8 protein-coding genes and 1 pseudogene are annotated in these 12,212 nt (G+C 57.0%); all 9 read right to left on the bottom strand.

The genetic code is table 11. The features are described 5' to 3' along the window. Positions 1-48 precede the first annotated feature (48 nt). Positions 49-798 (bottom strand): annotated as a pseudogene (locus HYPGJ_RS18795) (TonB-dependent receptor); the annotation flags it as partial. 12 nt (positions 799-810) lie between these two features. Continuing rightward, positions 811-2,469: a hypothetical protein gene (locus tag HYPGJ_RS19475; RefSeq protein ID WP_052750887.1), complete on the bottom strand. Its 1,659-nt coding sequence runs from the start codon at positions 2,467-2,469 to the stop codon at positions 811-813. A gap of 654 nt (positions 2,470-3,123) precedes the next feature. Next, positions 3,124-6,192, bottom strand: a complete 3,069-nt coding sequence (locus HYPGJ_RS11485) for an efflux RND transporter permease subunit (protein ID WP_046847288.1) — start codon at positions 6,190-6,192, stop codon at positions 3,124-3,126. Then, positions 6,192-7,271, bottom strand: coding sequence for an efflux RND transporter periplasmic adaptor subunit (locus HYPGJ_RS11480; RefSeq protein WP_046848350.1), 1,080 nt, complete (start codon positions 7,269-7,271; stop codon positions 6,192-6,194). Before HYPGJ_RS11480 ends, HYPGJ_RS11485 begins: the two co-directional genes overlap by 1 nt. Before the next feature lie 221 nt (positions 7,272-7,492). Then, positions 7,493-9,115: a proton-conducting transporter membrane subunit gene (locus tag HYPGJ_RS11475; protein ID WP_083984105.1), complete on the bottom strand. Its 1,623-nt coding sequence runs from the start codon at positions 9,113-9,115 to the stop codon at positions 7,493-7,495. Further along, positions 9,112-10,644, bottom strand: a complete 1,533-nt coding sequence (locus tag HYPGJ_RS11470; protein WP_046847287.1) for a proton-conducting transporter membrane subunit — start codon at positions 10,642-10,644, stop codon at positions 9,112-9,114. Before HYPGJ_RS11470 ends, HYPGJ_RS11475 begins: the two co-directional genes overlap by 4 nt. Continuing rightward, positions 10,641-10,982 carry an NADH-quinone oxidoreductase subunit K gene (locus HYPGJ_RS11465; protein WP_046847286.1) on the bottom strand — a complete coding sequence of 114 codons (342 nt, stop codon included), beginning with the start codon at positions 10,980-10,982 and terminating at the stop codon, positions 10,641-10,643. Before HYPGJ_RS11465 ends, HYPGJ_RS11470 begins: the two co-directional genes overlap by 4 nt. Then, positions 10,979-11,917 carry a hydrogenase subunit MbhD domain-containing protein gene (locus HYPGJ_RS11460; protein WP_046847285.1) on the bottom strand — a complete coding sequence of 313 codons (939 nt, stop codon included), beginning with the start codon at positions 11,915-11,917 and terminating at the stop codon, positions 10,979-10,981. The genes HYPGJ_RS11465 and HYPGJ_RS11460 overlap by 4 nt, the downstream gene beginning before the upstream one ends. Then, a complete protein-coding gene (locus tag HYPGJ_RS11455) occupies positions 11,914-12,210 on the bottom strand; it encodes a monovalent cation/H(+) antiporter subunit G (protein ID WP_046847284.1) in 297 nt (98 codons plus the stop codon). The genes HYPGJ_RS11460 and HYPGJ_RS11455 overlap by 4 nt, the downstream gene beginning before the upstream one ends. Positions 12,211-12,212 lie beyond the last annotated feature (2 nt).

Below are 12,212 nucleotides of genomic sequence, written 5' to 3'. Positions count from 1 at the left end.
CGTTCAAATGGAAAATGGGGACGCTGGCAGCGTCCCCATTGGCGATCCTCAGAACTTGACCGCGACGGTGCCGATAAAGGTCCGCGGCGCACCGACGTAGTACTGCGCATCCGAACTGAGATCGGTGTCGCTCGGCGAAATCTCCGAGATGTATTCCTTGTTGAACAAGTTCACGACTCCGAACTTGAGCGTAGCTTCTTCCAGGCCGAGCTTCTGTCTGATGTTGTAGGCGACCGTGAAATCGGTGACCGTGTAGGCGGGCACCTTATTTTTGTTCTGCGCGTCGCCGTAACGTTCGCCGATGACGCGAACGACCGGCGTAAACGCGAAGTCATACCAGGAATAGGTGACGCCGGCTTTGAACATTGCGCGCGGCGTATTCGGAATTTGATTGCCTTTCGTCTTGATCGGAGAGCCGCCGCTCAATGTCTGGGTATCGCCGTCGAACGTTTCGGACGACAGCGTCGCCGACGCGAACGCAAAGAGCTGATCGCCGAAATTGTACGAGGCTTGCAGTTCCGCCCCGTATTCGGTGGTCGACCCCGTGCCAACGTAATACGCGAGGTTATTGACAGCCGGATCATTGATCTTGACCTGCTTGTGGTCGTGAAGTGCGTAAAAGACGCCCGGAACGATGGTCAGCCCGTGATTGTTGTAGCGAAGCTGAGCGGAGAATTGATCCGCGATCTCAGGCCGGACGTTGTCGACGAGATCCTGGAGATCGATGCCCTTCGACTGGAATGTGGTGCGATTAGAGATGTAATTGCTTGCCTGTGGGCCCCAATCCGGACGTCCGAAGTTGCGGCCATATTAGAAATTGGCGCTCCAGCCGCCTCCAAATTCGTTCGTGATGCCGAAGTTGGGCAGGAATTCATTGTAGTCGCGCGCCGTCACGAACGCGTCGCTGTATTCCGAAAGGCCGGGATACGACAAAGCTTCATCGAGCGTTCCGTTAGGAACGCCTGCCGTCCGGTAATAACGCATCTCCGGCGCGCCGAGGCTCATGTAACGAACGCCGCCGGTTACGGATACGGTGCCGAATTCCTGCGTCAGTTGAACGTAAGGGCTGTTGACGACGAAGTTGTCGATTTTCGCGATCGTATTCCAGTTCGCGAAGGTCAGCGCGCCGGTATTTGAAATGTTGAACCGGCGCTGATCGGTCGGCGGCGGCGGCGGTGCAAGCGACTGCCACCAGTATCCCGCGACAACATCCGTGCCTGTCCCGAAGTGCCCGTCGTATTCCAGCACGCCACCGAGATTGTCGTTCTGCTGTCGCCAGATCTGGAGCTGACCGTTAGCGCCCGATCCGACACCGGACCATTGCTCACCATCGTTATTCCAATAGTAGGGCTTGAATACGATGTGCTGCCCTTCCGCGAGCCGATAGTCGACGCTGGCGAATACGGCGTAGTCCTCAGAACTTACGCGATTGAATTTGTAGTAGTTCGCTTTGTTCGCCGGATTGAAGGTCTTATCGTAATCGAGTCCGTAGTATTGGCTGAGATTCTGCGTCTGCGCGTAGGTGAGCGCCTTGTAGGGATTGCCCTCGAACTTGCTGTAGACCGCGTTGATGTCGACCTTGAGATCTTTGGTAACTCTCTGGCTCAGTCCGACGGCGAAGTTATCGCGCGATTCATCGCCCGATCCCGACCATTTGTCTGCGCTGGCAGTTGATCCAGAAATGAAAAGCTCCGTGCCCGTGCTGAGCAGACCGGTGTCGACGCGGGCGAACGTTTTATTGAAGTTCCACGAGCCGAAGCTCTGCTCGGCAAAGACCGAGGGCGTGCTCTGCGGCCCAAGAAGAACCTGATTGATTACGCCGGAAGCATTCGAAATTCCCAGGCTTCTATCGGCCGGAATAGGCCCTCGGTACACGTCGAGGCGCGAAACGTTCTGGAGGTCATAGAGGTCATTGCCGCCGACGATTCCCATGATCGGGAGACCGTTGATGGTGCGCGAAAGGTGAAAGTCACCTTTTCCCGCGATATTGATATTTCGCGTGGCGCTGAGACCAAACGGGTCAGGACTTTCGACGTTGACCGACGGTATGATGCTCGCGGCCTGATAGAAGCTCGTCTGCGCCGGACCGCCAAGAATATTGATCCCTTCCCGACTGACGCTGCTCACGCGTCCGAGCGTCGGATCACTCACGATGACGCCACCGACGGTCTGCGCTGTTACGGACGGTGGTCGTATACCCTGGCTGTCGAGTTGTAACCCGTGCGCATCCCCAGCCAATAAATCTTCCTGGCCCGGTGATTGATCCGGCACGTTGGAAGGTGTCGATTTTGCCTTTTTAGATGCGCTGCTTTTCTTGACCTTGCGCTTAGGCGTCTCAGTTTTCTTGTCCGAGAGCACCGTGACTGGAGGAAGATTCTGTTCGGCGTCGCCGGTATTCGCCTGTTGAGCAAGTGCAGCGATCGGAACGAGCAGCAGAGCACCACTGAGCGCAAGTTGTTTCTTTTTCATTGTGCTTCTTCCCAACGGGATACGCGGTTTTACGCAAGCCGCCATGAAGGGCGGAGCGTTTTGATTTGAATGTGTTTGCTTTGGTGATCGGCTTCTTTCGGAAGCCGTTAGCGCCTTATGTCGCGCGGATCTGTGGAGGCGCGTTGGCTTTTGCAGGCGATGTCAAAGAAGCCGTCTCGTCTGGGGCGATGCCAGTTGAGACGGCACGTCCGACGATTGCGTATGTCGCAAGACGATGCACAGCCGGATAAGCGGCGCGTAAAAACTCAGACACGACTTCCCCCAAAGTACCCGGCTCCCCCGAGCCGTAACGTCTACGATATATTTATACAGCTATATCGACGGCCACAAGTGTGAATTCTGAATGCGGTCATTCGTGTCGTCTATGACGAATGATCAAAGACACTAGCGTTCGTTCAGTCTTGCATTTGATTGGAAAACACCGAGCAGGACCAGATGCTTGGTTCCTTCGTTCGTGCAGAGAGCGCCGGTTGGAGCGTTATCGCCCGCTCGTAGGCTTTGGATAAAAAGGGCCTCTCCCATTGCTCCAGCAGCCGCGAATACATTCCGACAAAACGGGAATGGATATGGCGTCCGTAAAGGCTATCGCTGATCAGGACCCTGCCGCTGAATGTGGCAAAGCTTCGAGCGAACCTACATCCCGCTTACAGCAGGGACGTCTTTGACGGCAGCGTCCTTTGCCCGACCAAACCATGCCGCATATACCGTCGGCAGGAACACCAACGTAAGTATTGTCGCCACGAGCAGACCGCCCATGATCGCGAATGCCATGGGACCCCAGAAGACGGTCGGGGCGATCGGGATCATTCCAAGGACTGTCGAAACGGCCGTCAACATAATCGGCCTGAAGCGTAGGCTACTCGCGTCGATAACGGCCTGCACCACCTCTTTGCCCTGTGCACGCTCGTTTTCGATTTGGCCGATTAAGATCACCGCATTCTTGATGATCATGCCGAGCAACGCCAGAATACCTAGGATGGCCACGAAGCCAAGCGGACGTCCGGATAGAAGAAGCGCGCCGACGACACCGATTAATCCGAGCGGAGCAACGCTCAAGACGAGGCCCAGACGCTGAAAGCTTCGGAGTTCGACCATAAGAACCGTCAGCATAATGAGCAGCATGAGCGGAATAACCGCGACGACGGATGCCTGAGACTTCTGGCTTTCTTCGACCGTTCCGCCAATCGTGACGGCATAGCCAGCAGGCAATGTCTTTCTTAACTCATCGATACCGGTTGAAAGCTGATCAGCAACCGTTTCTGGCAGAGATCCTGCTTTGACGTTCGCTTGAACTGTAAGCGTCGGAATGCGGTCGCGACGCCAAACGAGCGGGTAGTCTTGCGCATACTCAAATGTTGCAAATTGGCTTAAGGGTGCGGTCCGGCCGTTGGCCAGAGACACTTGCAGATTGCGCAATGTCGCAAGCGATACGCGCTGCTCATCGGTCGCCCGCGCGACGACATTTATGAGATAGATATCGTCACGCACTTGAGTAACGGTGTCGCCGGAGACAACCGTATTCAATACCGAAGCGAGTGCGCTGGAACTCAAACCCAAAAGTCTTGCTTCATCCTGATTGATCGTGATGCGCACCTCGCGAACGGGCTCGATCCAATCGAAGTTGACCTTTTCCGTTAAAGGATCGGATGAAATCACCTGCGCAAGCTTGAAAGCAATTTCGCGGATTTTCCCGATTTCAGGCCCGCTCACGCGATATTGGATTGGCCAGCCCACGGGTGGCCCAAGTTCCAAAGGCGAAATGCGGCTGACGAGACTTGGAAATTCATTCGCAAGCAATTTTTCAAGCTTCGCTTGCAATCGCTCGCGTGCCTTTACGTCCTTGGCTACGACAACGGCCTGAGAGAAAAAATCGTTGGGAAGCTGAACATCGAGCGGTAAGTAAAATCGTATGGCGCCTCGTCCGACATAAACGCTCCAGCGAAGAACGTCTTCATCGTTCTTCAGCGCTTCGTCAAATCTCTTGGCGACGTCCTCGCTCGCGTAGATGGACGCATTCTGCGGAAGCCTCAGATCAACAAGAAGCTCTGGGCGGTCGGACGCTGGGAAAAACTGATTTGGAATGAGCGGCAAAGCCAGTAGCGATGCCGCAAACAAAGCGACCGTCAGCAGAATGGTCGCCCATTTCATCTTGACCGCTTTACTCAAAAAATTGCGATAGGCTGTTAAAATCTTGCTTGGCTCGGCGGGACCTGTCGTGGCAGGAGGCTTCAGAAGGACCACAGCCAGAAGCGGCGCGAAAATAACCGCGACGAACCAAGACACAATCAACGCGATCGCAACGACGGCAAAGAGCGAGAAGGTGTATTCTCCGGCCGAACTCTGCGCGAAGCCGACAGGAACGAAACCTGCAATAGTCACGAGCGTTCCGGCGAGCATGGAGAAGGCATACGTGCGAAACGCAAACGTTGCGGCCTCCATCTTGTCGTCGCCATGAGACAGTCGATTGAGCGTCGCATCCGTCGTGGTCATCGCATCATCGACGAGCAGGGCGAGCGCGATAATCAGCGCGCCAAGAGAGATGCGCTGCATGTCGATATGCACCAGCTCCATCACCGAAAACACGATTGCAAGCGTCAGCGGTATAGAGAGTGCAATGACCAGTCCCGGGCGCACCCCGAGACTTATGAAACTCACTGCCAGGATAATGGCGATCGCCTGCCAAAGCGACGTCATGAACTCGCCAATGGCGCTTTTCACCGTGACGGCCTGATCAGCCACCAGGATTGGCTCTATACCGATCGGCAAATCGGCGGTCGCTGACGTCATAACTTTTTTAATATTCGTTCCTAACGCCAGGATATCACCGCCGTCGCGCATCGAAATGGCGAGGCCGATCGCCGGTTTGCCATTGACGCGAAAGAGAGGCTGTGGCGGGTCGGCATAGCCTCTCCGTACCTGAGCAATATCACTCAAACGCAGCATGCGCCCGTTCACGGCAAAATTGATGTTCATCAGATCCTGCTCGGATCTGAAAGCGCCTGAAACGCGAAGCGAGACTTTCTCATTACCTGTCTGGATCGTTCCGCCGGGACGAACCACGTTCTGGGCCTGCAATGCGCCGATAAGCGCCGAGCGATCGATACCCAGAGTTGCCAGCTCCTTCACGGAAAATTCGACAAAGATCCGCTCGTCTTGTGCGCCTAGTATTTCGATCTTCGAAACGTCAGTGACCTGCAAGAGTTTTGAGCGAATGTCCTCCACGTAGTCGCGAAGCTCGCGCCCACTGAAACCATCGGCAGTGAACCCATAGATGATGCCGAATGTGTCGCCGAATTTATCGTTGAAGGCAGGGCCGAGCACGCCGTTGGGCAACGTGTGGCGCATGTCGCCGACAATTTCGCGAACGTGCCGCCAAGTATCCGCAACCTGGCGGGCGTTCGTGTCGCCTGTCAGATTGACGAAGATCGTCGTCAGGCCCGCGCTCGTGGAGCTACGCATATAGTCGAGATGCGGAGTCTCCTGCAGAGTGCGCTCAATTCTCTCTGTCACTTGCTTGACGGTGTCGTCAATCGTTGCTCCAGGCCACGCGGCCGAGACAACCATCGTTTTGATAATGAATGCCGGATCCTCGTTTCGGCCCAGCCGGAAGTACGACATTACGCCGGCGACGACCGCGACAATCATCAGATAAACAACGAGCGAGCGGTGCTTCAGCGCCCATTCTGAGAGATTGATGCGCATCAGTTTGACCCGAGAATGCGAATTTTTTGACCGGGATGGAGCGCTTGAACGCCCGCCGTGACGACGATCTCGCCGGAATCGAGCCCCTCCGCAATCGCGACGGTTGCAGGGTCGAAACGCGCAACATCGACGTTGCGCAACGATACGGTATCGGTGGTTTGATCAACGATCCAGACAGCTGGACGATCGTTTATCCTGGTCAAGCTGCTTGCGGGAATCTCGATGACGGGATCGGCGTTCGGGTGCACTGTTCCGGTCACCGTCGCGCCGAGCCGCATGGCCTCGGGCGGATCGGTAAGGCCAATCTTCACCTGAAACGTTCGCGTCGTCGGATCGGCTTGCGGCGCCACCTCCCGCACGCGCCCATTTGCGGTGACCTTCGGATCATCCGTCAAATGGACGAGAACTTCGGTGTCGCCTTCTGCCGCGCGCAACGCTCGCGCAGGTACGTCAAAAACGGCGTCGCGACCTTCGTGCCGTGCCAGGCGAACGATCATTTGTCCGGCCTGAACGACTTCGTGAGAATCCGGGCCTACCGCCGTCACCACACCCGGCGCATCGGCCTTAAGCTCGGTGAAACTTACGAGATCATGTGCCGATTCCACTTGTGCTTCCGCAGCGTCAACCTGAGCCCTCGTCGTTTGCCGCGTTTTTTCCGCCTGATCGTAATTGGCGCGCGTCGTCCAACCTTGCGAGAGAAGCTTCGCCTGACGCTCGTAGCGATTGCTCGCTTCGACGAGCTGCGCCTGAGCAGCGGCAAGATTGGCTTGCGCGGAGCGCAAAGCATTCATTTCATTTTGAGGTTCAAGCCGCGCAATGATCTGCCCGGCCTGAACACGATCACCGACACTCACAGTACGTTCAAACATGCGCCCGGCGATCCGGAAGCCGAGAGATGCTTCGTCGGCCGATTCAATACGGCCGGTCAGGACCAGCGGAATACCGGCGTCCCTTTTCTCGACCGTAATGGTGCGAACGGGGCGGACCTGGGCGTCTTTGTTTTCAGATTGTTGACTGCAGGCTGAAAGAGCGAGAGCGGGCAAAGCCGCCAGCACGCAAAATCGGAGAATACGAGGCATGAAACGAGAAGCGGCAATGACAACGAGCATGGGCTAACCCATCTAAGGAAGGACAACGGTTCCCCCAAATGCTTCGTGTCTTGGCGGCAACCTCTTCCCACGGAGATAGCCGCTGAAAAATGCCGCTACATGACGACATACCTCTCAATGACTTTGCCGCTGCAATGCGCGCTCGTAGATAATAGGGAAGGGAACGTAGACGTCTCGTGAAGACTAGAGAGCTAGCGACCGGTGGCAATGATCACGATCAATACCGTCGTAACTGCCAATAACGAAATACTGCCAGCTTGCCACTGACGCAAGATGGCTTCTGCGCGTTCGACGGTAGAAGCGCAGATCGTCATCACACGTCGAAATATATCCGCCGCAGATGCGACGTCTATTTCCCGTGGTTGCCGCTTTTGATTTAACCAAAGAGCAACCAAACCGCTGCCGATCAATATCGGCCAGATCGCAGACCAGAGATCTGCAATTGAGTTCACCTCGGATATTGGAATTGCATCCGTCAGCGAAAGCGAGAGCCATGGAATAGTGATCGCGAAAAAGGCCGTAGCCAACCACGGCACAAGCAAACCTGAAGCCGTCGGCGTTCCTCTTGGATCGTGCGACGCGCTGCCGAGGCGAGTCACAAAAAAGAGCATCAAAAGCGTTGTGCCTGCGGCGGAGAGAGCCGCAAAGATCGCAAATGCCCCTTCTCCTATAAATGGCTTGACTGCTTCCTTTGCTAGATAACCGCCGGTAAACGGTAAGCCCGCAAGCGCGAAAGCGAGAATTGCCGCCGGTACGAAAACCAGCCATCCGTTACGCCGGTCGGAGACGCCGATACCTGCCGCTAAAAATAGCCCGCCTTTCACCAAGACATGATGAGCGCCATAGAATGCAGCCGCAATCGCCACCCCGGCATTTGCCGTCGCCAGGCCTATGCCGATCAAAGTCGCGATAACGCCCATCTGGCTAATGCTCGAATACGCAAGGATGGTTTTTGGATTGGCTCGAGTGATGCCGACCGCAACGCCATAGAAAGTCGAGACTATACCGACCATCGCCAAACCGGTGCCGACGTTCACTGATCCAGCGTCAAACGGCATGAAGCGAATAAGCCCGATCACACCGGCCTTGACTGCGGCGCCGCTCAGCACGGCAGCGGTGGGGATAGGCGCTGCCGTGTACGCCAGAGGCATCCAGATATGCAACGGCACGAGGCCGATCTTCAGGCCAAAGCCGAGAGCAAGAAAAGCGACGGTGAGATCGCGCCAAGGTGATGTCGATAATCCCGCAACGGCATCGCGGATCAGAAGGCTGTGATCCGGAGAAGCCGCCGCCAGCAATACGAGGCCGATCAAAATGCTCGCTTCGCCTGCCAGGGCAAAGCCGATGTAGGTGACGCTCGCCCGGCGCGCATCGGGCGTCATCGTGTGCATGATCATGCCGTAAGCGCCGATCGTTCCGACTGCGAGAAACAAATAGAAGCTTGCGATGTCGGCTGACATGACGACGCCGAAGTTGCCGAGCATCGCCGTCAGCCACCAGGCGCTGAAGTTGCCCGCATTCCTCGTGCTGCGCATCTCGGTGGCCGCATAGAGACCGGCGCAAATCCAAAGGATCGCTGCAGCGGCAAGCAACAGGGTGCCCGCGATATCGAGCGCGAGATCGACCTGAAAGAAATGGGCTGCAAAGACAGCAGAAGGATCGCGTCCGGCGAAGCATGCCGCCGCGAGAGCGGGAACTGGTGCAATCACCGCGAACTTCGGCATTTGCACCCGTACCGAAGGAAAGAGACAAAACAGCAGCAAAACGCCGGGCAGTGCTAGGGCCGAAGAAAGCAATATCGTTGCATCTGTCATCGGCCGGCGCTCCCGAGAAAATGAGGCAAGCCAACCTGCAGAAGCTCCAGTGATTGCAATGGCAGCAGTCCGAGAAGCATCGCGCAAATCGCCAGCGATAGCGGAAGGGATTGACGCCAACGATCGACCTTTACACTGAGCGTCGGCAGCTCAAGGCGAGGGCTGAGCATGCGCGTCATGACGCGGATCACATATGCGCCAGCGATGAGACCTCCGGCAACGACTGTCACGGCCCACCACCACTGGCCTTCTTCAACGCTTGCCGAAAGCATCAGCCACTTCGCCACGAACCCGCCGCTCGGCGGCACACCCATTAGGGAAATTCCGGAAATTGCAAAGGCCAGAACCGTCAACGGCAACGCTCGCGCGACGCCACCGAGATCGTCGATGCGATCGTGCCCCAGGGCTTGTGCAATCAAACCGGCTGCCATGAACATCGCGGCCTTGGCGAAGGCGTGCGACACGAGCTGAACCCATCCGCTGGTCCAAGCCGTGGCGCTCCAGGGACTTCCTTCAAAGCCCACGACGAGCGGGAACAGCAGGAAGAGATAACCGATTTGCGCGACGGTCGAGTAGGCAATCAGAAGCTTCAATCGCGACTGACGGAAGGCAACGATGCTGCCGAATAGAATGGCTGCCGCGCCCATGGCACCAAGGACCTGCGCCGCCACCAGACTGCGCGAACCGGGCAGAACATCGAACCAGATACGAATGATGAGAAAGAACGATCCCTTCACGACCAAGGCGGAAAGGATTGCGCTTGCGGCAGGCGGCGCGCCGGCGTGGGCCGGAGGCAGCCAGAAATGCAGCGGAAAGAGCGCCGTTTTGGCGAGCAGTCCCGCCGTCATTAACGCGACCGCAAGAGAGACCGCAAGTTCAGGCCGGATTCTGTCGTGCAGAAGGACGATATCGAGCGTTCCATAAGCGCCGTAGAGCAACGCAACTCCGAGCAAATAGAAAATCGATCCGGCGAGCGCGAACAACAGATACCGCAACGCAGTCGTGATTGCTTCGGCACGCCCCGATAAGGCAACGAGAGGCACGGCGGCAAACGTCAGCAACTCGAGCGCTACGTAAAGATTAAAGAGATCGCCGCTTAGAAACACGGTGTTGAGCGCTGCCCATACCGCCAGCAGCAACACCCAAAAGACAAATGGCGCGCGTGCTTCAAGTCCATCGCGCGGTATCGTAAAATCGGCGCGTGCATACAACGCTGTGGCGGCGATGATCAGCGCCGTCGTCACCAGCATCACGGCTGAAATGCCGTCCGCGCGCAGCGTAATTCCAAGAGGCGCCGCCCAATTTCCTAAAACGTACGCCAATGGCCGAGACGTCGTCCAAACGTCCAACAGGATTGCAAATCCGAGGATTAGCCCAGCCGCGATGACAGCAAATGCCGTGCGTTCGGCAGTTCGTCCCCCCACAGCAGTTGCAATCAGAACGCCGCCGACAGGTACGACGATCGCGAGAACCAGCAGATATCCATGTGTGCTTGCGGCGTCCAAACTGCTCGCGGCATCCGCGATCATCCCTCGGCTCCATCTGAATGCGGTTGCTCAGAGGATTGGAATGTGAGCGATACACTTCCTGAGACTTCCGACAGTCTCACGACGAGCGCGACGGCGAGTGCCGTCGCCGAAAATGCAACGACGATGCCGGTGATGACGAGCGCCTGGGGCACGGGATCGCCAAAATATCCGGCCGCGGCTCCTCTGCGCGCGACAACGCCGAGCACGAGGAAAACGCCACCGCCGAGGAGATTAAAACCAAGAATCTTTCGCAGCGGATGCGGATCGGTAATCAGCTCGAACAGGCCAAGCCCGATTAATATCGACCCACACAGTCCGAACAGCGTCGCCGATGTCATGATACGCTTCCCCTTTGCGGCGGTCCGGCGACCAGCATGACCAGCGTCGCGGCGACCGCAATCGTCATCGGTATTTCGACGGCAACGATCAGCGCCTTGGCGTAGTCCGGCGGATAAGCGAGAAACGACCCGGCAATTCCAAAGCCCGCAAATCCCAGCAGCAGAAATGCGCTCGCGCCAGAGACGAGCGTCAACCGCAGGAGATCGTCATTTGTCCGGGGCATCCGCATGAGACCGGCGACGATTGTCAGCATCCACATCGCCGCTAGCATGGCGCTCGCCTGAAAAGCGCCGCCTGGGTGATCGGCTCCCGTCCACAGCATATAAATTGCCACAAGGACGCCAATTGGCGGCAGCGTCTGCGCCAGAAATTTCAGTACGCCGTCCGGGTCGGAATAGCGCCAAAGCACAGGAGTGCCGCCCCAGTCACGATCCGCCGCCAATGACCAGCACCCGACAAGTGCCAAGACCAGGACGACCTTCTCCAAAAATGTATCGAAAGCCCGATAAGAGAGAAGAACGGCCGTCACCGGATTTCCGACGCCGATAGCCGGAAGCCCCGCCGAGGCTTCTGGCGCAAGCGTCGGTGGCGGTTCCGGCAGGGCGACAATGACCGCAGCGATTGCAAGCGAGATAAAAGCGCAGAACAGCCCGGCGATGAAACGAAATGAACCGTTTGCGGAGCGTTCGCTATGCCCGACCGGTAGTCGCGAAAGCGTGCGCAGCAATAGTGCCCCGGTCACGCCGCTGCCGATGGCCGCTTCCGTCAGGGCGATATCGATGGCCCATAAACGAACCCAGACGAGGGACAAAAGTAGTCCGTAAACGACGAACCCGATAATCGCAGCGAATGTGCTGCGAACGGCGACGATCCACCCGGCGACGAACAGGATAAGAATTGCGAGGCCTACATCGACGATAAGAGCAACCGTCATGCTGGCGGCCTCTCCTGCTGCGCCAATCGGGCAATGAGCTGAGAGACCGTTGAGCTTGAGAACTGCACAAGAACCCAGACACAGACGATTTTGAGAGCGAGAATACCGTCGGCCCACGGTAGAAGTCCGAGCGCCACGAGACCGAGCCCCAGATTGTCCGCCTTCGTTAACGCATGCAGACGCGTCAACGTATCTGGAAATCGAATAAGACCGACCGTGCCAGCGAGAAAAAAGAAAGTGCCAAATGTAACTGCGACGATCGTAAAGATGTCTCGCGCCAAGAGTAAGGTCATTG

Origin of the sequence: Hyphomicrobium sp. GJ21, assembly GCF_001006785.1 — a bacterium.
Taxonomy (GTDB): domain Bacteria; phylum Pseudomonadota; class Alphaproteobacteria; order Rhizobiales; family Hyphomicrobiaceae; genus Hyphomicrobium_B.
Note: the sequence above shows the minus strand (reverse complement) of the source record. Positions and strands in the feature narration are given on the sequence as shown.

Excerpts from the sequence above, each read along its gene's own strand:
- HYPGJ_RS19475 (WP_052750887.1), bottom strand. The coding sequence starts at position 2,469 with ATGAAAAAGAAACAACTTGCGCTCAGTGGTGCTCTGCTGCTCGTTCCG.
- HYPGJ_RS11485 (WP_046847288.1), bottom strand. The coding sequence starts at position 6,192 with ATGCGCATCAATCTCTCAGAATGGGCGCTGAAGCACCGCTCGCTCGTT.
- HYPGJ_RS11480 (WP_046848350.1), bottom strand. The coding sequence starts at position 7,271 with ATGCCTCGTATTCTCCGATTTTGCGTGCTGGCGGCTTTGCCCGCTCTC.
- HYPGJ_RS11475 (WP_083984105.1), bottom strand. The coding sequence starts at position 9,115 with ATGACAGATGCAACGATATTGCTTTCTTCGGCCCTAGCACTGCCCGGC.
- HYPGJ_RS11470 (WP_046847287.1), bottom strand. The coding sequence starts at position 10,644 with ATGATCGCGGATGCCGCGAGCAGTTTGGACGCCGCAAGCACACATGGA.
- HYPGJ_RS11465 (WP_046847286.1), bottom strand. The coding sequence starts at position 10,982 with ATGACATCGGCGACGCTGTTCGGACTGTGTGGGTCGATATTAATCGGG.
- HYPGJ_RS11460 (WP_046847285.1), bottom strand. The coding sequence starts at position 11,917 with ATGACGGTTGCTCTTATCGTCGATGTAGGCCTCGCAATTCTTATCCTG.
- HYPGJ_RS11455 (WP_046847284.1), bottom strand. The coding sequence starts at position 12,210 with ATGACCTTACTCTTGGCGCGAGACATCTTTACGATCGTCGCAGTTACA.